At 64.8% G+C, this 23,906-nt stretch carries 20 protein-coding genes; 8 read left to right on the top strand and 12 right to left on the bottom strand.

Going from position 1 to position 23,906, the window contains the following annotated elements; all coding sequences use genetic code 11:
• Nucleotides 1–25 precede the first annotated feature (25 nt).
• The 3 genes from AC5J09_RS10190 to AC5J09_RS10180 are packed head-to-tail and all read left to right on the top strand — an operon-like array spanning nucleotide 26 to nucleotide 4,299.
• Entirely contained in the window at nucleotides 26–1,564 is a 1,539-nt protein-coding gene (locus AC5J09_RS10190; RefSeq protein ID WP_018096164.1) for a tripartite tricarboxylate transporter permease, read from the top strand.
• 58 nt (nucleotides 1,565–1,622) lie between these two features.
• Nucleotides 1,623–2,564, top strand: a complete 942-nt coding sequence (locus tag AC5J09_RS10185) for a sugar phosphate isomerase/epimerase family protein (RefSeq protein WP_100671256.1) — start codon at nucleotides 1,623–1,625, stop codon at nucleotides 2,562–2,564.
• A 16-nt stretch (nucleotides 2,565–2,580) separates the two neighbouring features.
• Nucleotides 2,581–4,299, top strand: coding sequence for a dihydroxyacetone kinase family protein (locus AC5J09_RS10180; protein WP_494297537.1), 1,719 nt, complete (start codon nucleotides 2,581–2,583; stop codon nucleotides 4,297–4,299).
• Nucleotides 4,300–4,405: 106 nt separating this feature from the next.
• Here the strand turns inward: AC5J09_RS10180 and AC5J09_RS10175 are convergent, their stop codons facing one another.
• The 7 genes from AC5J09_RS10175 to phnG are packed head-to-tail and all read right to left on the bottom strand — an operon-like array spanning nucleotide 4,406 to nucleotide 9,598.
• Complete coding sequence (locus tag AC5J09_RS10175) at nucleotides 4,406–5,020, bottom strand: DapH/DapD/GlmU-related protein (protein ID WP_275599446.1); 615 nt, start codon at nucleotides 5,018–5,020, stop codon at nucleotides 4,406–4,408.
• Nucleotides 5,017–5,724, bottom strand: coding sequence for a phosphonate C-P lyase system protein PhnL (gene phnL, locus AC5J09_RS10170; protein WP_018096168.1), 708 nt, complete (start codon nucleotides 5,722–5,724; stop codon nucleotides 5,017–5,019). The genes AC5J09_RS10175 and phnL overlap by 4 nt, the downstream gene beginning before the upstream one ends.
• Nucleotides 5,725–5,757: 33 nt before the next feature.
• The gene (gene phnK / locus AC5J09_RS10165; protein WP_010976255.1) at nucleotides 5,758–6,534 is read right to left on the bottom strand and encodes a phosphonate C-P lyase system protein PhnK; all 777 of its coding nucleotides are present in this window, start codon (nucleotides 6,532–6,534) and stop codon (nucleotides 5,758–5,760) included.
• Nucleotides 6,531–7,424 (bottom strand): alpha-D-ribose 1-methylphosphonate 5-phosphate C-P-lyase PhnJ, encoded by an 894-nt coding sequence (locus tag AC5J09_RS10160; protein WP_275599444.1) that lies wholly within the window; start codon nucleotides 7,422–7,424, stop codon nucleotides 6,531–6,533. The genes phnK and AC5J09_RS10160 overlap by 4 nt, the downstream gene beginning before the upstream one ends.
• Nucleotides 7,421–8,527 (bottom strand): carbon-phosphorus lyase complex subunit, encoded by a 1,107-nt coding sequence (locus AC5J09_RS10155; protein WP_494297536.1) that lies wholly within the window; start codon nucleotides 8,525–8,527, stop codon nucleotides 7,421–7,423. Before AC5J09_RS10155 ends, AC5J09_RS10160 begins: the two co-directional genes overlap by 4 nt.
• A 4-nt stretch (nucleotides 8,528–8,531) precedes the next feature.
• Complete coding sequence (phnH, locus tag AC5J09_RS10150; RefSeq protein ID WP_275599442.1) at nucleotides 8,532–9,134, bottom strand: phosphonate C-P lyase system protein PhnH; 603 nt, start codon at nucleotides 9,132–9,134, stop codon at nucleotides 8,532–8,534.
• Entirely contained in the window at nucleotides 9,134–9,598 is a 465-nt protein-coding gene (gene phnG / locus AC5J09_RS10145; protein ID WP_198516666.1) for a phosphonate C-P lyase system protein PhnG, read from the bottom strand. The genes phnH and phnG overlap by 1 nt, the downstream gene beginning before the upstream one ends.
• A gap of 125 nt (nucleotides 9,599–9,723) precedes the next feature.
• Here phnG and phnF point away from each other — a divergent pair, with 125 nt between their 5' ends.
• On the top strand, nucleotides 9,724–10,458 hold the full coding sequence (gene phnF / locus AC5J09_RS10140; RefSeq protein ID WP_100671270.1) for a phosphonate metabolism transcriptional regulator PhnF: 735 nt from the start codon (nucleotides 9,724–9,726) through the stop codon (nucleotides 10,456–10,458).
• 20 nt (nucleotides 10,459–10,478) lie between these two features.
• On the opposite strand, the gene scpA is transcribed toward phnF, so the two are convergent.
• The 3 genes from scpA to AC5J09_RS10125 all read right to left on the bottom strand — a co-directional run bounded on the left by scpA (nucleotide 10,479) and on the right by AC5J09_RS10125 (nucleotide 16,400).
• Nucleotides 10,479–12,617: a methylmalonyl-CoA mutase gene (gene scpA / locus AC5J09_RS10135; protein ID WP_324764528.1), complete on the bottom strand. Its 2,139-nt coding sequence runs from the start codon at nucleotides 12,615–12,617 to the stop codon at nucleotides 10,479–10,481.
• 225 nt (nucleotides 12,618–12,842) lie between these two features.
• Nucleotides 12,843–14,855 carry an acetyl/propionyl/methylcrotonyl-CoA carboxylase subunit alpha gene (locus AC5J09_RS10130; protein ID WP_324764529.1) on the bottom strand — a complete coding sequence of 671 codons (2,013 nt, stop codon included), beginning with the start codon at nucleotides 14,853–14,855 and terminating at the stop codon, nucleotides 12,843–12,845.
• 12 nt (nucleotides 14,856–14,867) lie between these two features.
• Nucleotides 14,868–16,400, bottom strand: coding sequence for an acyl-CoA carboxylase subunit beta (locus AC5J09_RS10125; protein WP_100671276.1), 1,533 nt, complete (start codon nucleotides 16,398–16,400; stop codon nucleotides 14,868–14,870).
• Between the two features lie 151 nt (nucleotides 16,401–16,551).
• Here AC5J09_RS10125 and AC5J09_RS10120 point away from each other — a divergent pair, with 151 nt between their 5' ends.
• The 4 genes from AC5J09_RS10120 to mmsB all read left to right on the top strand — a co-directional run bounded on the left by AC5J09_RS10120 (nucleotide 16,552) and on the right by mmsB (nucleotide 21,252).
• Nucleotides 16,552–17,970, top strand: coding sequence for a helix-turn-helix domain-containing protein (locus AC5J09_RS10120; RefSeq protein WP_102763672.1), 1,419 nt, complete (start codon nucleotides 16,552–16,554; stop codon nucleotides 17,968–17,970).
• 123 nt (nucleotides 17,971–18,093) lie between these two features.
• A complete protein-coding gene (locus AC5J09_RS10115) occupies nucleotides 18,094–19,236 on the top strand; it encodes an isobutyryl-CoA dehydrogenase (RefSeq protein ID WP_324764530.1) in 1,143 nt (380 codons plus the stop codon).
• Between the two features lie 12 nt (nucleotides 19,237–19,248).
• Complete coding sequence (locus tag AC5J09_RS10110; RefSeq protein WP_324764531.1) at nucleotides 19,249–20,310, top strand: enoyl-CoA hydratase/isomerase family protein; 1,062 nt, start codon at nucleotides 19,249–19,251, stop codon at nucleotides 20,308–20,310.
• Nucleotides 20,311–20,355: 45 nt separating this feature from the next.
• Nucleotides 20,356–21,252, top strand: coding sequence for a 3-hydroxyisobutyrate dehydrogenase (mmsB, locus tag AC5J09_RS10105; RefSeq protein WP_018096180.1), 897 nt, complete (start codon nucleotides 20,356–20,358; stop codon nucleotides 21,250–21,252).
• Between the two features lie 35 nt (nucleotides 21,253–21,287).
• Here the strand turns inward: mmsB and AC5J09_RS10100 are convergent, their stop codons facing one another.
• Together AC5J09_RS10100 and AC5J09_RS10095 are read right to left on the bottom strand one after the other, a co-directional pair.
• Nucleotides 21,288–22,037, bottom strand: a complete 750-nt coding sequence (locus tag AC5J09_RS10100) for an SDR family oxidoreductase (RefSeq protein ID WP_100671284.1) — start codon at nucleotides 22,035–22,037, stop codon at nucleotides 21,288–21,290.
• Between the two features lie 137 nt (nucleotides 22,038–22,174).
• Nucleotides 22,175–23,650, bottom strand: coding sequence for a mannitol dehydrogenase family protein (locus tag AC5J09_RS10095; protein ID WP_324764532.1), 1,476 nt, complete (start codon nucleotides 23,648–23,650; stop codon nucleotides 22,175–22,177).
• Nucleotides 23,651–23,906 lie beyond the last annotated feature (256 nt).

Raw genomic sequence — 23,906 nt, 5'->3', positions numbered from 1 at the left:
GTGCAGTGCTTGCGGGAGGAATGACATGGAAAATATCGGTCTTCTGATCGATGGCTTCGGCCACATCCTCAGCTGGAACCACATCCTGCTGATGATCGTCGGCGTGACGCTCGGCATCCTCGTCGGCGTGCTGCCGGGCCTCGGTGCGCCGAACGGCGTGTCGCTACTTCTGCCGCTTACCTTTTCCATGGACCCGATCTCGGCGATCATCCTCTTGTCCTGCATGTATTGGGGCGCGCTTTTCGGCGGCTCGACGACGTCGATCCTCTTCAACATTCCGGGCGAGCCCTCCTCGGTCGCCACGACATTCGACGGCTATCCCATGGCGAAAGCCGGTCATGCGAGCCGGGCGCTCACGCTTGCCTTCGTTTCGGCCGGCCTCGGCGCGCTTGCGGGCGTCGTCATGATCACGCTGCTTTCGGGCTGGGTGGCGAACTTTGCGCTCAAATTCTCCTCGCCCGAATATTTCGCCGTCTATTTCCTCGCCTTTGCGAGCTTCATCTCCATGGGCGCGCAGTCACCCTTCAAGACGCTCGTCTCGATGATGCTCGGCTTCGCGCTCGCCTCGATCGGCATGGATACGATCTCGGGCAATCTGAGGCTCACCTTCGACATCCCCGAACTGATCAAGGGCGTGAGCTTCCTGATTGCCGTCATGGGACTCTTCGGCATCGGCGAACTTCTGCTGACGACGGAAGAGGGGCTGCGCTTCGAAGGCATCAAGGCGCGGGTGCGTCTCTCCGAGATCGGCAGGACGCTGATCGAGATCCCGCGTTACTGGCTGACGATCGCCCGCTCGACGATCATCGGCATCTGGATGGGGATCACGCCGGCCGGCCCGACCGCCGCCTCCTTCATGAGCTATGGCGTTGCCCGGCGTTCGGCACGCGACAAATCGATGTTCGGCAAGGGCGATCCGCGCGGCATCGTCGCGCCCGAGACGGCCGATCATTCCGCCGGCACATCGGCCCTGCTGCCGATGCTGGCGCTCGGCGTCCCGGGTTCCGCCACCGCCGCGGTGATGATGGGCGGGTTGATGATCTGGGGCCTGACGCCCGGCCCGATGCTCTTCACCGATCGCCCGGACTTCGTCTGGGGTCTGATCGCCTCCATGTATCTCGGCAATGTCGTCGCCGTCTTCCTCGTGATCGCGACGGTGCCGCTTTACGCCTCGATCCTGCGCGTGCCGTTCTCGATCATCGGACCGATCATCGTCGCGGTCATCTTCTCGGGGGCCTACCAGGTCGCGAACTCCGTCTCGGACATCTTCATGGTGATCGGCTTCGGTCTCCTGGGTTATATCTTCAAGAAGCTGGACTATCCGCTGGCGCCGCTGGTTCTCGCCATGGTGCTCGGCGACAAGGCGGAAGACGCCTTCCGCCAGTCGATGCTGATGTCGGGCGGCAGCCTCAACATCTTCTGGTCGAACGGCCTTGTCTCTGCCCTGATGGCCGTTGCCCTTGCGCTGCTTCTCTCCCCGCTCTTCTTCTGGCTGATCGGCACGTTGCGCAGGCGCAAGAACGAGGTTGCCGCTTCGAGCGGCGACGGCAACGCGGCGGCCTGACCGGCCGCCTCGTCCCGTACCCCTAGATCCAATTTCTTCAAATCCCGAGGAGTCCGCCATGGCGCCGCGCAAATGGAACCGTGACAACTGGCCGATTGCGGCCGCGATGATCCAGTATCCCAACCTTTTGCCGGACGGCCGTTCGGTGCAGGACCAGCCGGTCGAGGAGTGGGCGGCGACGCTCGCCGACGTGGTGGATGCCGGCTTCACCGAACTGGATCCGACCGACAGCTGGATACGGCTGGCGGACCTTTCGGCGGAGCGTCTTGATCAGTTCGTGGGCCTGACACGGTCTCTCGGCCTCACGATACCGGCGATCTCCACCTCGCGGCGCAGCCTCATAGACCCGGAACATGGCGAGGAATACCTCGCTTACGGACACCGGGTCGTCGAGGCGGCTGCCGCCGTAGGCGCCGGCTCCGTGTCCTTCGGCTTCTTCGGCCCGCTGACGGAGGCGCAGAAGAAAGTCCTCTGGTTCTGGACGGTTGACGGCGTGAAGAACCCCGACGATGCGGGAACCTGGCAGTTGGCGGTTTCGCGTGTTCGCGAACTCGGCCGCCATGCCGAAGAACTCGGCATCGAAGTCTCGCTGGAGATGTACGAGGATACCTATCTGGGCACGGCCGACAGTTCCGTGCGCTTCGTTCAGGAGGTAGGCCTCGCCAATGTCGGCATCAATGCCGATCTCGGCAATCTCATCCGCCTGCACCGGCCCGTGGAACATTGGCAGGAAATGATGGCGAAGGTTGCGCCTTTTGCCAAATACTGGCACGTCAAGAACTACAACCGCACGGAAGATCCGGCATCCGGCGTCATCGTCACCCATCCGGCCCCGCTCGAATTCGGCCTCATCAACTATCGGGCGGCAATTCGCATGGCGCTGGCGCATGGCTTCGACAGTCCCTTCCTCTGCGAGCATTACGGCGGTGACGGCCTTTCCGTCAGCGCCGCCAATCGTGACTATCTGAGGCGCATCCTGCCTCGACAAGAAGGACATTGAAGGGGACATTGAAGCGATGACCACGATCTTTGACGCTCCGGAAGATTTCGCCACGACCGCACTCGCAGGTTTTGCAGCGATCTATCAGCGCAACGTCCGCCTGGTGAAGGGCGGCGTCGTGCGCTCGACCAAGGTGCCGAAGGGCAAGGTCGCCGTCGTGGTCGGCGGCGGCTCGGGACACTACCCGGCCTTCGCTGGCTATGTCGGACCGGGGCTCGCCGACGCGGCGGTCGCCGGCGATGTCTTTGCCTCGCCCTCGACGGCCGCGGTAGCCCGCGTCTGCCGCCATGCCGACCAGGGCGGCGGTGTATTGCTCGGCTTCGGCAACTATGCGGGCGACGTTCTGAACTTCGGGGTTGCGGCCGAACGGCTTCGCTCCGAAGGCATCGACGTGCGCATCCTGCCCGTGACCGATGACGTGGCGAGTGCGCCCGCGGAGACGTCGGCCAAGCGCCGCGGGATTGCCGGCGACCTCGTCGTCTTCAAGATCGCCGGCGCGGCAGCGGAAGCTGGCAAATCGCTCGACGAGGTCGAGCGGCTCGCGCGTCACGCCAATGAGCGGACGGTATCCTTCGGCGTCGCCTTCGGCGGCTGCACGCTTCCGGGCGCCACCGGTCCGCTTTTCACCGTGCCGAAAGGCCAGATGGCGCTCGGCCTCGGCATTCACGGGGAACCGGGCGTCAGCGAAGAGACGATTGCGACGGCGAGCGATCTCGCGAAGCTTCTAACCGGCAAGCTTCTTGCCGAGCGCCCCGCAGGCTCCAGGAAGGTGGCGGCCGTGCTGAACGGTCTCGGCTCGACCAAATATGAAGAACTTTTCGTGCTTTGGACGGCGATCGCCAGACAGCTCAGCGATGCGGGCCTCGAAATCGTCGACCCCGAATGCGGCGAATTCGTCACCAGCCTCGACATGCAGGGCTGCTCGCTCACCCTTCTCTGGCTGGACGAAGAGTTGGAGGCGCTCTGGCGCGCGCCCACGGATGCGCCGGTGCTGCGAAAGGGTGTGATCATTGCCGCCGAACCCGCGACCGACGAGATCGTAGACGCCGACGGCCCGCAGTCTTTCGGCCCCGCAGCGGAAGCCTCGAAGGAAAGCGGCAAATGCATAGCCCGGCTGATCGGCAACATTGCCGAGGCGCTGAAGGACGCGGAGGAGGAACTTGGCCGCATCGACGCCTTTGCCGGCGACGGCGATCACGGCCAGGGGATGCGCCGCGGTTCGGCCGCCGCATTCGACGCAGCAAAGGCGGCGGTCGCGGCGGGGGCAGGGGCCGCAAGCGTGCTTGCTGCCGCGGGCGACGCCTGGGCGGACCGCGCCGGCGGCACCTCGGGCGCGATCTGGGGCCTGGCCCTGCGCTCCTGGAGCAACGCCTTCAGTGATGAGGATAAGGTGAGCGACGCGGCGATCGCGAAGGGCTCCCGCCTCGCACTCGACGGCGTCACGCGTCTCGGCCGCGCGCGCGTGGGCGACAAGACGCTGGTCGACGCGCTGGTGCCTTTCGTGGAGACGCTGGAAAGGGAATCCGCCGCCGGCAGGCCACTTGTGGAAGCCTGGAACGCGGCGGCCAAGGCTGCTCAAGAGGCCGCCGATGCGACCTCCGCGCTGACCCCGAAACTCGGCCGCGCCCGGCCGCTGGCCGAAAAGAGCATCGGCCACCCGGATGCGGGGGCGGTTTCGCTGGCGCTGGTGGCTCGGGTCGCGGGTGCGTTTTTGATGGAAGCTGCGGCCGCCTGATACGCTTGCGGCGGCGGATTTGCCCCTCTCCCCGGCTTGTCCCTTCTCCCCGTCGAAACGGGGAGAAGATCGCGGCAGCGGGATGAGGGCATCATACGCGCGGCGCCTAGCTATACCGCACAAGAAACTCCTCCGCCGTCAGTTCCCGGAAATCGTCCAGCGCATGGCGTAGCTTGGTGTGGTCCCAGTCCCACCAGGCGAGCTGATCCATGGCTTCGCCGACCCGGGCCGTGAAGCGATCTCGGATGAGTCTCGCAGGTACCCCGCCGACGATCGTGTACGGTGCGACGTCCTTGGAGACGACGGCGCCGGCGCCGATCACGGCTCCATTGCCGACACTCACGCCGGGCAGGATCGTCGCGCCATGGCCGATCCAGACGTCATGGCCGATCGTCACCCGGTTCTGCCGGCGCCAGGCGAAGAGATCGTGGTCGGGCTCCGCATCGTCCCAATACATCGGTGCGCGATAGGTGAAGTGATGCAGCGTCGCCCGCCAGGTGGGATGGTTGGTGGCGTTGATGCGCACGGCTGCGGCGATGTTGACAAATTTGCCGACCGTCGCGCACCAGATCGAACCATCCTGCATGATGTAGGAATAATCACCGAACTCCACCTCGTCGAGGCGCGAGCGTTCCCGGATTTCGGTGTAGCGGCCGAGCGTCGAGTTCACGACGCTCGCTGTCGGATGGATGGTGGGTTCGAGGTCGAGTTTCTGGCTCATGCGGCGTATTTCCTCGGCGAGAATTCCGATACGTCGATGATGCGGTCGGCGACCGCCTCGCGTACCTCCTCGTCATGAAAAATACCGATCAGGGCCGTGCCGGCCGCCTTCTTCCCGGCGATCATTTCCACCACCACTGCGCGGTTCTTCGCATCGAGCGAGGCCGTCGGTTCGTCGAGGAGCAGGATCTGATGGTCGGTGATGAAGCCGCGCGCGATATTGACCCGCTGCTGTTCGCCGCCGGAGAAGGTGGCCGGCGGCAGGGCCCAGAGTTCCCTCGGCAGGTTGAGCCTCGAAAGTAGTTCGGCCGCACGCTCCCGCGCTTCGGCCGCCGTCACACCGCGCGCCTGCAAGGGCTCGGCGACGATGTCGAGGGCGGAGACGCGCGGCACGACACGCAGAAACTGGCTAACATAGCCGAGCGTCGTGCGGCGCACTTCGAGCACAGTGCGCGGCTCGGCCGTTGCGAGGTTCACCAGGCGGCCGTCATGTTCCACCAGGATCTGGCCTTCGTCGACGCCGTAATTTCCGTAGAGCATCTTGAGGATCGAGCTCTTGCCGACGCCGGAGGGGCCGCCGAGCACGACGCATTCGCCGGCCTTCACCGAGAAGGAGACGTTCGCGACCACCGGCAGGCGCACGCCGTCGCGAAGGTGCATGGTGAAGCTTTTCGCGACTTCCGAGACAACGAGGGGAGTTGGCATGGTCTTTACTTTCCGTTGCGCATTGTCAATGCGTCACACCTGAAGAATCGAGGAAACGAGGAGTTGCGTGTAGGGCTCGCGCGGATCGTCGAGCACCCGGTCGGTCAGACCCTGTTCGATGACGGCGCCGTCCTTCATCACCATCATCCGGTGCGAAAGGAGGCGCGCCACGGCGAGGTCGTGGGTGACGATGACCGCCGCAAGGCCGAGGTCGTGGACGAGGCCGCGAACCAGATCGAGCAGGCGTGCCTGCACCGAGACGTCGAGGCCGCCGGTCGGCTCGTCCATAAAGACGAGGCGGGGCGAGGTGACCAGATTGCGGGCGATCTGCAGGCGCTGGCGCATGCCGCCGGAGAAGGCGCGCGGCTGATCGTCGATCCGGTCCTCTTCGATTTCCACGCGCCTCAGCCAGTCGCCTGCCGCCGCGCGGATATTTCCGTAGTGCCGGTCGCCGACCGCCATCAAGCGCTCGCCGACATTGGCACCGGCCGACACCGTCATCCTCAGCCCGTCTGCCGGGTTCTGATGCACGAAGCCCCAGTCGGTGCGCATCAGAAAGCGACGCTCGGCCTCGCTCATGCGCGCAAGATCCCGGTACTGGCCGTCGCGCATGTGATATTCGACGATGCCGGATGTCGGCATCAGCCGGGTCGAGAGGCAGGAGAGCAGCGTGGTCTTCCCCGAGCCGGATTCGCCGACGATGGCGAGCACCTCGCCCGGATAGAGCTCGAAGGAGACGTTGCGGCAGCCGATGCGACTTCCATAAAATTTCGAAACGTCACTGACTTTCAGAAGCGGCACGGCGCTCATACTGCAGCCTCCTGGCTTTCTTTCGCGGCGGGGGCGAGCATGGCACCGGCATGGCCGTGCGCCCGGCGATCCTCGCAATGGTCGGTGTCGGAGCAGACGAACATGCGCCCGCCCTTGTCGTCGAGCACGACCTCGTCGAGATAGACGTTCTCGGCGCCGCAAAGGGCGCAGGGCTTGTCGAATTTCTGGACCTCGAAGGGGTGATCCTCGAAATCGAGGCTGACGACCTCGGTATGGGGTGGCACCGCATAGATGCGCTTCTCCCGGCCGGCGCCGAAGAGCTGGAGGGCCTCCGACATATGCATCTTCGGATTGTCGAATTTCGGCGTCGGCGAGGGGTCCATCACGTAACGGTCCTCGACCTTCACAGGATAGGCGTAGGTCGTGGCGATATGGCCGTTGCGGGCGATGTCCTCGTAGAGCTTCACATGCATGAGCCCGTATTCCTCGAGCGCATGCATCTTGCGCGTCTCGGTTTCGCGCGGTTCGAGGAAGCGCAGCGGTTCCGGAATGGGCACCTGGTAGACGAGCGTCTGCCCCTCTCTCAGTTGCTCCTCGGGAATACGGTGCCGCGTCTGGATGATCGTCGCCTCCGTCGTCCTCGTGGTGACGGCGACATCGGCGACCTTCTGGAAGAAGGCGCGGATCGAAACGGCGTTCGTCGTGTCGTCGGCGCCCTGATCGATCACCTTGAGCACGTCGTCGGGCCCGAGGATGGAGGCGGTCACCTGCACGCCGCCGGTGCCCCAGCCATAGGGCATGGGCATTTCGCGGGAGGCGAAGGGCACCTGATAGCCCGGGATGGCGATCGCCTTCAGGATCGCGCGGCGGATCATCCGCTTCGTCTGCTCGTCCAGATAGGCGAAGTTGTAAGTTGCGAGGTCGTTCATTCGGCGGCCTCCTTCATGCCGTCCCTGCCGCCGGCCTGGGCGGCGTCGTGTTCCCGGCGCATGCGCCTGACCAGGTCGAGCTCGGCCTGGAAATCGACGTAATGCGGCAGCTTCAGATGTTCGACGAAGCCGGTCGCCTGGACGTTGTCGGCATGCGAGATGACGAATTCCTGATCCTGGGCGGGGGCGACGATGTCCTCGTCGAATTCGTCGGTCCGGAGAGCCCGATCGACCAGCGACATCGACATCGCCTTGCGCTCGCTCTGGCCGAAGACGAGTCCGTAGCCGCGGGTGAATTGCGGCGGCTGCTTGGCCGAGCCTTTGAACTGGTTGACCATCTGGCATTCGGTAACGCGGATGACCCCAAGTGAAACGGCAAAGCCCAGCTCCGGCAGCTCCAGTTCGACCTCGACCTCGCCTATCCTGACCTCGCCGACGAAGGGATGCGTGCGGCCATAGCCGCGCTGCGTGGAGTAGGCGAGCGCCAGCAGGAATCCCTCGTCGCCACGGGCAAGCGCCTGCAGGCGGAGATCGCGCGCCATCGGAAATTCCATCGGCTCGCGCGTCAGGTCCCCCGCCACGTGAGCTTCCGGCATCTGGCCGTCGCCCTCGATCAGGCCTTCGCCGTCGAGAATGTCGGAGACGCGCATGACATGTTCGCCCGGCTCCTTGAGCGCCGGCTCATCGACCGGCTGTTCGCCGATGAGCGACGGGTCGAGAAGCCGGTGCGTATAGTCGAAGGTGGGGCCGAGCAGCTGGCCGCCGGGGAGGTCCTTGTAGGTGGCCGAGACGCGCCGTTCGACCTTCATTTTTGCGGTGTCGACCGGTTCGGAATAGCCGAAGCGCGGAAGGGTCGTGCGGTAGGCGCGCAGGATGAAGATCGCCTCGATCATGTCGCCGCGCGCCTGGCGCACGGCAAGCGCCGCAAGCGCACGGTCGTAAAGCGAGGCCTCGGCCGTCACGCGGTCGACCGCGAGCCCGAGCTGCTCGACGACCTGTTCTATGGTGATCGCGGGCAGCGCCCGGTCGCCACGCCGGCGGTCGGCCAGCAGCCGGTGAGCATTGGCAATGGCGGCTTCTCCGCCCTTGACGGCTACATACATGCGCTTACTCCCGCTCGAGTTTGGTGGTGCGCGGCAGGCAAAGCACTGCCTCGCGCGCCGTCAGGACGAGATCGATGCCGCGTGGAAAGATCGCCCGGTTGGCGGCCCAGAGGTCGAGGAACACGTCGGGCAGGCCCTTCGGTGCGATGACGATCCCGTTCTTGATTCCCGGTCCCCGGCCGATCAGCGGCTGCCCGCCCTCGAGCGCTTCCACCTCGACGACGAGCGTGGTGGAACGGTCGGGATATTCCTGCGTGCCGAGGGAGAACTGGTCGAAGCCCGGCACAGCCGCGTCCTTCTCGAAGAAGGCAAAGCGGGCTTCGTCCTTCGCCTCGGTGACGCCCGCGCCGGTGTGAAACGCGATCCACTTCGGCGCGGAGGATTTGGAGAGCGCCGGCGATAGCCAGACCGGCGTGTCGTGGTCGCAGAGCGTGAGCGCGACAGCTCCGCTTGCCTCTCCGAGTGGCGCCGGAGGGGCTGCAGCAGTGGAAAGCCGGCCGACGGTACCCGGGCGGGCGAAGCAGTCCATCAGGCTGCGGAACACGGACTGCGCCTCGAAGACAGGATCGGCGAAGGCGCCGCTATAGATTTGCGATTTGGCCTTCATCAATCCTCTCCGCGGACCATGGTGAAGAAGTCGACGCGGGTCGCAGCCGTTTCCTCGGCCTTGCGACGGTCTTCCGCATCAAGGCGAGCGGCCACCTGCTCGTGCAGCGCCTCGACGCTTGCGCGATGCGCAGCGCTCTGAAAAAGCGCGTCGAAGATCGCGGCAAAGCGGGCGCGTGCCTTGTCGGTGCCGAGCAGCTGCCCATGGCCGATCTCTCCGGTCGAAAGCCGCACGGTGGCGCGCGAAACGGTGGCCTCGCCGAGGTTGAAAGGATCGCCGCCGCCGCCGATCTTGCCGCGCACCATGACGAGCCCGGTTTCCGGACCGCGCACCGGCGCGACCTCCGGCTTGTCCTCGATCGCGTCCCAGGCCATGGAAAGTTCGCCGAGCGTGGCGCGCGCCAGAAGCCGCATGCCTTCCCGGCGCTGAGCGATGCCTTCATCACTTGTCTTCGCTGCGTCCATCATCTCACTCCAAAATGTCTATTGATCTAGACAACTATACATCTTATACCTTTCCATAGCCTTCGCAAATGACAGGCTTGTGACATTTGCCAAGAAACCGGCGGCGAAGAAGTGGGGCGAAGAAGATGGTGGCGAAGGTCGTCGAACGGCAGATGGGCGTGGCGCTATGGCGGCAGATTGCCGACAGGATACGGCTGGCGATCAGCAACGGCGACTATGACGCGACCGGCATGGTGCCGCCGGAGACGGCCCTTGCAGCGGAATTCGGCGTCAATCGCCACACCGTGCGCAGCGCGCTGGCAGCACTCGCGGAAGAAGGTCTGGTGCGCGCGGTGCAGGGGCGCGGCACGATGATCGAGCGCAAGGATCGTGTGAGCTATCCGATCTCGCGGCGCACTCGCTTCTCGCAAGGCCTCGGCCGCCAGGTGAAGGAAATCGGAACCGAGCTCCGGGGGCATCGCCAAGTGTCGGCAAGCGGCGAAATCGCCGCTGCGCTTGGCGTTCCCCCGGGCACCCCTCTCATCGAGCTCAGCACCGTCAGCAGCGGCGACGGGCGGCCGCTTTCGACGGCGGTCAGCTACTACCCCGCCGAGCGCTTTGCGAGGATGGCGGAGGAATATGGGCGGCTCGGATCGGTCACCAAGGCCTTTGCCGTGCATGGGCTCGACGACTACGTCCGGGTCTCGACGGAGATCGTCGCGCGGCACGCGGACGCAGAGGAACTCTCGCTTCTGAAACTCTCGCCGGGGGCGATCGTCATGGAGACGCAATCGATCAATGCGGATCTCGGAGGCCGCCCGGTCGAATATTCGCGAACGCGCTTTGCCGCCGACCGGATGAAGCTCCGGATCGAGACTTGAACTCGGCCGGACGGCGCGGACTACACGTTTCGCCGCCTGCCTTCGATCAGATCCAGCACGGCGCGCGCGGCGTCGAGCACCTGGGTGCCGGGTCCGAAGACGGCGGCGACGCCGTTCTCCATCAGATAATCATAGTCCTGCCGGGGAATGACACCGCCGCAGACGACGATAATGTCCTCGCCGCCGCGCTTCTTCAGTGCCTCTGCGAGTTGCGGCATCAGCGTCCTGTGGCCGGCGGCAAGCGATGAAACGCCGATTACGGTGACCTCTTCGGCGAGCGCCAGATCGGCGGCTTCTTCCGGCGTCTGGAACAAGGGGCCTGCGACGACATCGAAGCCGATATCGCCGAAGGCGGATGCGATCACCTTGGCGCCGCGGTCGTGTCCGTCCTGGCCGAGCTTGGCTACCATGATCTTCGGCTTGTGGCCGAGCCGCTTCGTCGCTTCCCCGAGCCGTCCGGCGAGTACGCCGAGTTCCGGATCTCCTTCATAAGCCTTGCCGTAGATGTCGGTGACGACTTCCGGAATGGCGGTGTAATCGCCGAAAGCCTCCCGCATGGCATCGGTGATTTCGCCGACGGTGGCGCGCGCCCGGGCGGCCTCGACGGCGGCGGCGAGCAGATTGCCCTTGCCGCTGCGCGCCACGTCGGCCAGCGCGTCCAGCGCTTCCTTCATCTTCCGTGAGTCCCGCCGGCGCCTCGTCTCCTCGATCCGCTTGATCTGAGCCGCCCGAACTGCGGCATTGTCGATCTGGAGGATGTCGATCGGCTGCTCGTTCTCGAGCCGGTACCGGTTGACGCCGACGATGACCTCCTCGCCCCGGTCTACGGCCGCCTGGCGCCGGGTCGCGGCCTCTTCGATCAGCCGCTTCGGCAGGCCGGCATTGACGGCCTTCGTCATGCCGCCCAGCGCCTCCACTTCCTCGATCAGGGCCCAGGCCTTTTCGGCAAGCTCGTTCGTCAGGCTCTCGACGTAATAGGAGCCGGCAAGCGGGTCGACGACCTTCGTCACGCCGGTCTCGTGCTGCAGGATCAATTGCGTGTTGCGGGCGATGCGGGCGGAGAAATCCGTCGGAAGCGCCATCGCCTCGTCGAAGGAATTGGTGTGAAGCGATTGTGTGCCGCCGAGCACGGCCGACATCGCCTCGAAGGCGGTGCGGACGATGTTGTTATAGGGGTCCTGTTCCTGAAGCGACACGCCCGACGTCTGGCAATGAGTGCGCAGCATCAGGGAGGACGTCTTCTCGGGCTTGAACTCCTTCATGATCCGCGTCCAGAGGAGCCGTGCCGCGCGCAACTTCGCCGCCTCCATGAAGAAGTTCATGCCGATTGCGAAGAAGAAGGAGAGCCGGCCGGCGAAGTCGTCGACGTTGAGCCCCTTGGCGAGTGCCGCGCGTACATATTCGCGCCCGTCGGCAAGGGTGAAGGCGAGTTCCTGCACGAGCGTCGCGCCGGCCTCCTGCATGTGATAGCCGGAGATCGAGATCGAATTGAACTTCGGCATCTCCTTCGCCGTATATTCGATGATGTCGGCGACGATCCGCATCGAGGGTTCCGGCGGATAGATGTAGGTGTTGCGGACCATGAACTCCTTGAGGATGTCGTTCTGAATGGTCCCGGAGAGCTTGTCGCGGCTGACGCCCTGTTCCTCGCCGGCAACGATGAAGGAGGCGAGGATCGGGATCACCGCACCGTTCATGGTCATGGACACGGAAATCCTGTCGAGCGGGATGCCGTCGAACAGGATCTTCATGTCCTCCACCGAGTCGATCGCGACCCCGGCCTTGCCGACATCCCCTTCGACGCGCGGGTGGTCGCTGTCATAGCCGCGGTGCGTGGCGAGATCGAAGGCGACAGAGACGCCCTGCTGGCCGGCGGCGAGGTTCCTGCGATAGAAGGCGTTGGACGCCTCGGCCGTCGAGAAGCCGGCATATTGCCGGATCGTCCAGGGCCGCCCTGCATACATGGTGGCCCGCGGGCCGCGCACGAAGGGTTCGAAGCCGGGGAGCGCGTTCAGATGACCGATGCCGGAGATGTCGTCGTTCGTATAGAGCGGCTTGACGTCGATGCCCTCGGGCGTGTGCCAGACGAGGCTTTCGGGGGAGGCCTTGAGTTCTTTTTCGGCAAGGGCTTCCCAGTCCTTGATGGTCTTGTCGGTCATTGTTTCACTCCGAATAGCTTTGGCCGGGGCTTGGCCCTCATCGGTACCGATGAAGCCGCAAGCCCCTCATCCGCCTGCCGGCACCTTCTCCCCGCAAGCGGGGCGAAGGAGACCCGCGGCGCAGTCTTAAATCCGCTCTCCCCGCGTGCGGGGAGAGGGCTAGGGTGAGGGGCAAAGCTGCCGCTCCTCACGGCGGCATCTCAGCGCCTCCTCAACGCTGCACCATCACTCGAACTCCATGATCAACTCGTCCACCGCGAGGCTCGCGCCGGCTTCGATCGCCACGCGCTTCACGATCGCACGCTTTTCCGCCCGCAGAATATTCTCCATCTTCATCGCCTCGACGACGGCAATCGCCTGTCCGGCCTCGACCGTGTCGCCGGGCTTGACGCTGATCGAGGTCACCACCCCGGGCATTGGGCAGAGCAGCATCTTGGACGTGTCGGGCGGAAGCTTCTTCGGCATCAGGCGGGCGAGCTCGGCGACGCGAGGGCTTCTGACCCTTGCGACGACGTCGATCCCTCGCCAACGCAACCTTATGCCCGGGCCGGCGAGCTCGACCTTTACGCTCATGGGCTGATTGTCGATGTTGAAAGCGGCGCGGGTGCGGCCGGGGGCCCAGTCGGTTGCGACGGAAACGGATGTCCCGTCGGCAAAGCGGACATAGGTGCCGTCGGCGGAAGCCTCGCATGTGATCTGAATGTCGTGCCCGTCGAGGCTCGCCACCCATTCATGGCCGACGATCCGGCGGTGGTTGCCGATGGTGCCGGAGATCCGGCTGGCGCGCTCCTGGAGCGTCTGGTTGACCGTAGCCGCGACGGCGGCGAGCTTGCGTGCCGAAGTCTCGTCCGGCGCCACCCCTTGAAACCCGTCCTTGAATTCCTCGGCGATATAGGCGGTGGTCAGCCGTCCCTCGCGGAAACGGTCCTGCTGCATCACGGCCGAGAGGAAGGGCAGGTTATGGCCGATCCCTTCGACTTCGAACGCGTCGAGTGCATCCGCCATCGCGCGCACGGCCGTCGGCCGGTCCGGTCCCCAGGTGCAGAGCTTGGCGATCATCGGATCGTAATACATCGAGATCTCGCCGCCCTCGCAGACGCCGGTGTCGTTGCGGATGACGGTACCGTCGGCCTGTACGCCTTCCTCCGGCGGACGATAGCGCGTCAGCCGGCCGATCGAGGGGAGGAAGTTGCGATAGGGGTCTTCGGCATAGAGCCGGCTTTCAATTGCCCAGCCGTCGAGCTTCACGTCTTTCTGGGTGAAAGCCAACTTCTCGCCGGCCGCGACGCGGATCATCTGCTCGACCAAATCGAGGCCGGTAACGAGTTCCGTCACGGGATGCTCGACCTGCAGCCGGGTGTTCATCTCGAGAAAGTAGAAGTTGCGGCCGGCGTCCACGATGAACTCTACCGTGCCGGCCGAGTGATAGCTGACGGCCTTTGCCAGCGCGACCGCCTGCTCGCCCATGGCGCGGCGTGTCTTCTCGTCGAGGAAGGGCGAGGGCGCCTCCTCGATGACCTTCTGGTTCCGCCGCTGGATCGAGCATTCGCGCTCACCGAGATAGACGATATTGCCATGTTTGTCGCCGAGCACCTGGATCTCGATGTGGCGGGGCTCGGTCACGAATTTCTCGATGAAGATGCGGTCGTCGCCGAAGGAGCTTTTCGCCTCGTTCTTCGACGACTGGAAACCCTCCCGTGCCTCGCGCTCGTTCCAGGCGATCCGCATGCCCTTGCCGCCGCCGCCGGCGGAAGCCTTGATCATCACCGGAAAGCCGATCTCAGCGGCGATGCGCGCGGCCTCGTCCGCATCCTCGATCAGCCCCATATGGCCGGGAACGGTGGAAACGCCCGCTTTCGCGGCGAGCTTCTTCGAGGTGATCTTGTCGCCCATCGCCTCGATCGCCCCGACCGGCGGACCGATGAAGGTCACGCCTTCCTTCTCCAGAGCCTCGGCGAAGGCGGCGTTTTCGGAGAGGAAGCCGTAGCCGGGGTGAACGGCATCGGCCCCGGTCCTGCGGATCGCCGCGAGGATATTCTCGATGACGATGTAGGACTGGCTGGAGGGGGAGGGGCCGATATAGACGGCCTCGTCCGCCATGCGTACATGCATTGCGTCGCGGTCGGCATCCGAATAGACGGCAGCTGTCGCTATGCCGAGCTTCTTCGCGGTCCGGATGACGCGGCAGGCGATTTCACCACGATTGGCGATGAGGATCTTCTTGAACATGTTTCCCATCGGGTTCTCCCGTCAAAGCGGGATGGTGTCGTGCTTGCGCCAGCGGGTCTCGACCTGCTTGTTGCGCAAGGAGGCGAAGGCGCGGGCGATGCGGCGGCGGGAGGAGTGCGGCATGATCACCTCGTCGATGAAGCCTCTCTCGGCGGCGACGAAGGGATTGGCGAAGCGCTCTTCGTATTCCTTCGTCCGGGCTGCGATCTTCTCGGGATCGCCGAGTTCGGAACGGTAGAGGATTTCGGTCGCGCCCTTGGCACCCATCACGGCGATCTCGGCCGTCGGCCAGGCGTAGTTCACGTCGGCGCCGATGTGCTTGGAGGCCATGACGTCATAGGCGCCGCCATAGGCCTTGCGCGTGATCAGCGTCACCATCGGCACGGTGGCCTGGCTATAGGCGAAGAGCAGCTTGGCGCCGTGCTTGATGACGCCGCCATATTCCTGGGCGGTGCCGGGCAGGAAGCCGGGCACGTCGACGAGCGTCAGAATCGGGATCGAGAAGGCGTCGCAGAAGCGGACGAAACGCGCCGCCTTGCGCGAGGAGTCGATGTCAAGGCAGCCGGCGAGAACCATCGGCTGGTTGGCGACGACGCCGACGGTCTGGCCTTCGATGCGGATGAACCCGGTGATGATGTTGCGGGCGAAGCTTGCCTGGAGTTCAAAGAAATCGCCCTCGTCGGCAATGGCGAGGATCAACTCCTTCATGTCGTATGGCTTGGCGGCACTGTCCGGGATCAGGCTGTCGAGCCGCATTTCGATACGTGAGGGATCGTCATGGAACGGCCGCACCGGCGGCTTCTCGCGGTTGTTCAGCGGCAGGAAATCGAAGAGCAGGCGGACATGCTCGAGCGCCTCGACATCGTTTTCATAGGCGCCGTCGGCGACCGAGGATTTCGTCGTGTGCGTGCGGGCGCCGCCGAGCTCTTCCGCGGTGACAATCTCATTGGTGACCGTCTTCACGACGTCGGGACCGGTCACGAACATGTAGGAACTGTCGCGGACCATGAAGATGAAGTCGGTCATCGCCGGCGAGTAGACCGCGCCGCCGGCGCAGGGACCCATGATCACCGAGATCTGCGGAATGACGCCCGACACCTCCGCATTGCGGCGGAAGACCTCGGCATAGCCGGCGAGCGACGCCACGCCCTCCTGGATGCGCGCGCCGCCGGAATCGTTGAGGCCGATCACCGGCGCACCGTTGCGCGCGGCCATGTCCATGATCTTGCAGATCTTTTGGGCATGGGTCTCGGAGAGGGAGCCGCCGAGGACCGTGAAGTCCTGGCTGAAGACATAGACCTGGCGGCCGTTGATGGTGCCCCAGCCGGTGACGACGCCGTCGCCGGGGATCTTCTGGCCAGCCATGCCGAAATCGACGCTGCGATGCGTCACATACATGTCGTATTCTTCGAAGGAGCCCTCGTCGAGAAGCACGTCGATGCGCTCGCGTGCCGTCAGCTTGCCCTTGCCGTGCTGCGCGGCCACGCGGCGTTCACCGCCGCCCGCCCTCGCTTCGGCCCGGCGGGCTTCCACCTGTTCAAGTACGGCGCGCATCGCTCTCCTCCATTTTTGCTGATTGTGCAGAGGCTTGCCTGCCTTCGCAATAGCGCCGAAGGCCTGATGGAAAAACCGCCGATGATGTGCAAATGTGGAACATATAAAATTGCGAAGCGCAAACTGCAAAGTTGCGAATACGAGTGCAAGGATGGCGATCGGGAAGCTCTATATCGGCCGCAAGGTCAGGGATCTCAGGGATGGCAAGCGACTGACGCAGGGGCAGTTCGCCGAGCGCATCGGAATTTCGACGAGCTATCTCAATCAGATCGAGAACAATCAGCGTCCCGTGTCCGCGGCGGTGCTGCTCGCACTGGCGGAGAAGTTCCAGATCGACATCGCCGAACTATCCTCGGGCGAAAGCGACCGATTGCTCTCGGCACTGTCGGAAGCTTTGAGCGACCCGCTCTTCGAAACCTATTCGCCGAGCCTGCAGGAGCTGAAGCTCGTCGCCCAGAATGCGCCGGGGCTCGCCCATGCGCTGATCTCCTGTCATCAGGCCTATCGGCGCAACAGCGAGCAGCTCGCCAGCATCGACGACACGATCGGCCGTGGTGCGTCCCTGGTGGAGACGACGCCCTATGAAGAGGTCCGCGACTTCTTCCATTTCGTCGACAACTATATTCATGAAATCGATACGCTCGCCGAGACGCTTGCGGGCGAGCTCGGCCTGGGCGATGGCGACAACCATGCGGCCCTCGCCGCCTATCTGGAGGCGCGCCACGGGATACGTGTCGTGCGCGGGGCAGCGGGTGACGAGGCGATCCGCCGTTTCGATCCCCGCGCCCGCCTACTCACGCTCAATCCTTACGCGCCGGCGGCGACACGCGACTTCCAGCTCGCATTGCAGATCGCACAGATGCACGCCCGCGAGGAGATCGACCGGGTGGCGGGAAGCGCCGGCTTCCGAACGGAGGAAGCCTATGAGATCTGCCGCATCGGTCTGCAGAACTATTTTGCGGGCGCCTTGATCCTCCCCTACCAGCCGTTCTCGAAAGCCGCACGCGACCTGCGCCACGATGTCGAGCTTCTTGCTGCCCGTTTCGGTGCCTCGCTGGAGCAGGTCTGCCACCGGCTTTCGACGCTGCAGCGGCCGGGGCAGAAGGGTATTCCGATCTTCTTCGCGCGGATCGACCGGGCCGGCAACATCACCAAGCGGCACAGTGCCGCCAAGCTGCAATTCGCCCGCTTCGGCGCAGCCTGCCCGCTCTGGAACGTGCATCAGGCCTTCGAGACACCGGGCCGCATCATCCGCCAGCTTGCCGAGACGCCGGACGGCGTGCGCTACCTCTGTCTCGCGACCCAGATCACCAAGGGCGGCGGCGGTTACCGGGCCGCGCATCCCCGCTATGCCTTGGCGCTGGGCTGCGAAATCTCCTACGCCGATGCCTTCGTTTATGCCGACGACATGGATCTCGGGAACCGCGCCGCCTACGATCCGATCGGCATTTCCTGCCGCATCTGCGAGCGCACCAGATGTGCGAGCCGTGCCGTGCCGCCGCTGAAGCGCAAGCTCATCGTCGATCATGACATGCGCGGCGCTCTGCCGTATCGTCTTAGCGAGACGTAGAGCTGCGCCTAGCGTCCTGTTCGTTTCTGAACAGATACTGTGTGCATTTGCGTCTGTGCCTGTGCGGGTTTTGCTGTAACTAAGCATTGCAGCAGCGATATGCGGGTCAGGGAGGACATGCATATGGATTTTCGCCTTTCCGAGGAACAGCAGGCCATCCGCACGATGGCGCTCGATTTTGCCCGGGACGAGATCGCGCCCCACGCAATCGACTGGGACCAGCAGAAGCATTTTCCGGTGGAGACTTTGCGCGCGGCGGCCGCGCTCGGAATGGCCGGCATCTATGTCCGCGACGACGTCGGCGGAACGGGACTTACCCGTCTCGACGCGGCAATGATCATCGAGGCGCTCGCGACCGGCTGCCCCGCAATCGCCTCCTTCGTTTCGATCCACAATATGTGCGCCGGCATGATCGATCGCTACGGCACGGACGCGCAGCGCCGGCGCCTGCTTCCGCCGCTTCTCACGATGGATGTTCTGGCGAGCTACTGTCTGACGGAGCCCGGCTCCGGCTCGGACGCGGCCGCGCTCAAGACAAAGGCGGTGCCCGAGGGTGACGCCTATCTGCTTACCGGCCAGAAACAGTTCATTTCCGGTGCCGGCGAGTCCGGCCTTTATATCGTCATGGCGCGCACGGGCGAGGAAGGGCCGAAGGGGATCTCAGCCTTTGTCGTCGAGAAGGACGCTCCTGGGCTCACCTTCGGCGCCAATGAGAAGAAGATGGGCTGGCATGCCCAGCCCACGCGGGCGGTGATGCTCGACAATGTTCGCGTTCCCGTCGAGAACCGGCTGGGTGCCGAGGGCGAGGGCTTCAGGATCGCCATGGCCGGTCTCGACGGCGGGAGGCTCAACATCGCCGCCGCCTCGCTCGGCGGCGCGCAATCCGCTTTTGACAAGGCGCTTGCCTATGTCCAGGAGCGCCGGGCCTTCGGGAAGGCGATCGGCGAATTCCAGGCGCTGCAGTTCCGCCTCGCCGATATGGCGACGGATCTGGAAATCGCTCGGACCTTCCTCTGGCGGGCGGCCTGCGCCCTCGATGCGGCGGACCCGGAGGCGCCGAAGCTCTGCGCGATGGCCAAACGTTTTGTCACAGATCGCTGCTTTGCTGTCGCCAATGACGCACTGCAATTGCATGGCGGCTACGGCTATCTCGCCGACTACGGCGTCGAGAAGATTGTCCGCGACCTGAGGGTGCACCAGATACTCGAAGGTACGAACGAGATCATGCGGCTGATCGTGTCGCGTGCGATCATGGGACGGAACTAGGAAGGATTTTCGATGGAGATGCAGACCACGCTTCCGGAGGTCATTGTCGAGCGCCAGGGCGCGATCGGCAGGCTGCGGCTCAACCGTCCGCGCGCACTGAACAGCCTCAATCGCAGGATGATCCGCGCGATCGCTGCGGCGCTGACCGAGTTCGAGCGCGACCCGGAGATTGCCGCAGTGCTTGTCACGGGCGAGGGCGAACGGGGCCTCTGCGCCGGCGGCGACATCCGGATGATCTACGAAAGCGGCCGCGAACGGCCTGAGGAGGGCGCGCAGTTCTGGCGCGAGGAGTTCGTCGTCAACAGCCGAATTTCAGCCTATTCCAAGCCCTATATCGCGATCATGGACGGGATCGTGATGGGCGGCGGCGTCGGCGTTTCCTCCCATGGCAGCCATCGGATCGTGACCGAGAGGACGCGCTTCGCCATGCCGGAAACGGGGATCGGCTATTTCACCGATGTCGGCGCGACCTGGCTCCTGCCGCGCGCGCCCGGCGAGTTCGGTACCTATCTCGGGCTGACGGGCCGCGATGTCGGTGCGGCGGCGGTCATCCATGCGCGGCTCGCCGACAGTTTCGTTCCCTCCGAGAGGATAGGCGAGCTCATCGCCTCGCTCTCTGCCTCGGCCACGGCCGATGACGTTTCGGCGGCGATCCGCGCCGTTTCGAGCGAACCCCCGGCATCGGCCCTGCTCGACCATCTGTCCGTCATCGACCGCTGCTTCGCCTTCGATGCCGTGGAGGAAATCCTCGCGGCACTGGAGAAGGACGCGTCGGATTTCGCGGGCGAGACGCTCGAACTCCTGAAGACCCGATCGGCGATCAGCCTCAAACTGACGCTGTCGCTCCTAAGGGCAGGGCGCTCCAGCGCAACGCTCAACGAATGCCTCGAGCGGGAATATGCCGCCACCCTCGCCATGCTTTCCAATCCGGATTTCTACGAGGGCGTCAGGGCCGCGGTGATCGACAAGGACAGGAATCCGAAATGGTCGGTCGGGCTGTCGGAAGCTACCCCCGAGATGCTCGCCCGCTTCGGGAGGAATGACGGCGCGCCGCTCTTCGCCGGAAAGGCATAAGGCGCGAGCAGTTCGCGACAGGTTCAGTTGAGGAGGAGAGGCAAGATGACGAAGATCGCCTTTATCGGGCTTGGCAACATGGGCGGACCTATGGCCGCCAATCTGGTGAAGGCGGGCCACGCGGTCGCCGGCTTCGATCTGTCGGAAGCTTCGCGCAATGCCGCCGCCAAGACGGGCGTTTCGGTCGCCGGCTCGATCGCGCAGGCCGTGCGTGAGATGGAATGCGTCATCACCATGTTGCCGGCGAGCGCGCATGTCCTTTATGTGTGGGACGAACTGCTCGGCTTCGTCGATCCCGGCACGCTTCTGATCGACAGCTCGACGATCGACGTCGAAAGCGCGCGCAAGGTTCACGGCCTTGCCGAAAGGGCTGGCTGCCCTTCGCTCGACGCGCCTGTTTCCGGCGGCACGGCGGGGGCGGCGGCCGCTACGCTGACCTTCATGGTCGGAGGGAGCGAGGGCGCCTTCTCGCGCGGCAAGCACCTGCTCGAAGCCATGGGCAAGAAGATCGTCCATTGCGGCGACGCCGGCGCCGGCCAGGCGGCGAAGATCTGCAACAATATGATCCTCGGCGTTTCCATGGCGGCGGTCTGCGAGGCCTTCGTGCTCGCCGAACGGCTCGGCCTCTCGCATCAGGCGCTCTTCGACGTGGCCTCTACCTCGTCGGGCCAGTGCTGGTCGCTGACGACCTATTGCCCGGTGCCCGGCCCGGTTCCGACCTCGCCTGCAAATGGTGGCTACAAGCCCGGTTTCGCCGCGAGCCTCATGCTCAAGGATCTGAAACTCTCGCAGCAGGCGGCCAGCGCCAGCGGTGCGGCGACGCCGATGGGGGCACAGGCGACACAGCTTTACAGCCTTTTCGAGAAGCTCGGTCACGGGGCAGAGGATTTCTCCGCGCTGATCCATCTGCTCAGGGGGAACGAGGAGGCGAAGGAGGGGTAGCTTGCCCCCTCTGGCCTGCCGGCATCCACCAATCCTCACATCTGCACGGTCATTCCGCCGTCGACGGTGAGCGTAATTCCGTTGACGAAGCTCGCGGCCGGCGAGGCGAGGAAGACGGCGGCGGGGGCGATCTCTTCCGGCCGCCCCCAGCGCTTCAGCGGAATGCGGACGTCGACGAAGGCTTTGAGCGCCGGATCGGCTGCGAGATGCGCATTGGTCTCGGTTGCAAACCAGCCGGGCGCGATCGCGTTGACGGTGAGATTGTCGGCGCCGAGTTCGACCGCGAGCGAGCGCGTCAGTGCGGCGAGCCCGCCCTTCGCCGCCGTATAGGCGGGATCGCCGGCCCGCGCCGCGAAGGCGGCGATCGAGGTCACGAAGATCAACCGACCGGCCGCGGAGCGCCTGAGATAGGGAAGGGCGGTCTTTGCCATGGCGTAGGCCGCGGTCAGGTCGGTGTTCAACAGAGCCGCAAATTCGTGCGGTTCCATCGCTTCCGTCCCGCGTCGGTCGCGTTCGCCCACCGCGTGGATGAGAATGTCGAGCCCGCCCGTCTTTTCGGCCGTGGCGGCGATGATCGCCGGAGCATCGCGGGTTATGTCGCCGGCCGCAATCCCGATCTCGATGCCGTCGCCTTGGAGCCGCTTGCGCGCCTCTTCCAGGCCTTGGCCGTTGCGGCCGTTGATCACCGTCCAGGCGCCGGCCCTGGCGAGCGCCTTCGCCATCTCGAGGCCGAGGCCGCGTCCGCCGCCGGTAACCAGAGCCGTCCTGCCGCTGAGATCGAACATGGCCTTCCTTCGCCCGTTCTTAGATCACGATGTTTTAAGGTCGGGTCGACCTAAAAACAGGACCGTGATCGGTTCCAAGAAGTTGAGACGCGGGATGCGGGTTGAAAACCGCATACACTTTTTTGCCTCGTCCCGCTCTAAGCCCCGTAGCTTCGAAGCGTCGCCGCCGACCCGTTCCGGAGGAGTCCATCCAGCGCCTTGATCAGCGCGGCGCGAAACGGAGCGCTCGCCGGAAGGTCCGTGCCGAAGACGTCCGTCATCGTCAGAAAGGCATCGACGATGCGATCCGGCTCGTCAATTCCCTGCGCAAGCCCGGCAATCCGGGCAGCATGCGGATCGCGCACGTCGATGGGACGCCCCGCCTCGTCCAGGCCGCGCGCATAGCGCATCCAGGCGGCGACCCCGAGCGCGAGCCGGTCATAGCCGGCCTCGGCGTGCAGCCGGTCCCTGATCGAGCCGAGGAGGCGCTGCGGCAGCTTCTGCGAGCCATCCATTGCGATCTGCCAGGTGCGGTGGCGAAGCGCCGGATTGCGAAAGCGCTGAAGGAGTTCGGCCCGATAGGCCGGAAGGTCGAAGCCGGGCAGTTCCGGAAGGGTGGGGCTCACCTCGTGGCGCATCAACCCTTCGACCAAAGCTTCCATGCCCGGAAGGGACATGGCATCCGCCACCGTCTCGGCACCGGCGAGATAGCCGAGATAGGCGAGTGTGGAATGGCTTCCGTTCAGAAGCCGGAGCTTCATGAACTCGAAGGCGGAGACGTCTTGGACGAAGAGCGCTCCCGCCTTTTCCCATGCCGGGCGGCCGAGCGGGAAATCCTCCTCGATCACCCATTGCCGGAAGGGTTCGGTCATGATCGGCCAGGCATCTTCGAGCCCCATTGCCGCTGCGACCGCACTCCGGTCACCGTCGGTGGTGGCCGGAACGATGCGGTCCACCATGGTCGAAGGCGACGCGACGTTGCGGATGACGGCGGCGAGGGCCGGATCGCGCAGTTCCGCGAACTGCGTGACGATACGCTTCAGGACATGGCCGTTCCCCGGAAGATTATCGCAGGAGAGCAGCGTGAAGGGGGCGATACCGGCGCTGACGCGACGCGAAATCGCCTCGACGATGAAGCCGATTGCCGATCGCGGCCGCGCGGGGTTTGCGAGATCGTGAACGATGTCCGGGTGGCCTTCGTCGAGCGTGCCGGTTGCCGGATTGTGGCAATAGCCCTTCTCGGTGATCGTCAGCGACACGATACGCGTGGCGGGGTCTGCCATGCGGCGAAGGACGGCTTCCGGGTCCTCCGGCGCGCAAAGGAGCTCGACGACACTGCCGATCACGCTGAGATCGGAGCCTTCGCCGTCCTGGACGGCGAGGGTGTAGAGCCCGTCCTGCGGTTGAAGCGCGTCGCGCGTTTCCGAGCTGCGCAGTGAGACGCCGCAGATGCCCCAGGACGGATTCTCGGAGAGCAGCGCATCGGTGTACGCCGCCTGGTGCGCGCGATGAAAGGCACCGATACCGAGGTGTACGATGCCGACGCTAACTGGAGCGAGGTCGTAATCGGGTCTTTTGACGGTGGGCGGCAGGCGGTCGATCGTCTTTCTCGAAAGCCGCATCAGAAGGCCCATCCGTTTCCGGTGCCTGCTTGTCCGGTGCCTGCGACCGGCATCGCGTTCGCGGGCTGCAATGTTGCGCCTCGCGCCGTCAATCGCGTGGCGATCACCTTCATGTAGTTGGGGTGTCTGGCATCCACGCGGCTTCCTCCCTGCGTCGTTCTGGCTGCAAAACTGGTATATCAGCCGCCGGAGGCGCGTCAACCGAGGTCACTTTGCTGCCTATCCGGGCATACGCTCGATCGTCGGCACGGCAAGGCTGCAGACCGGC

The organism is Sinorhizobium sp. (assembly GCF_059070375.1).
This window is presented reverse-complemented; position numbering and strand designations above follow the sequence as displayed.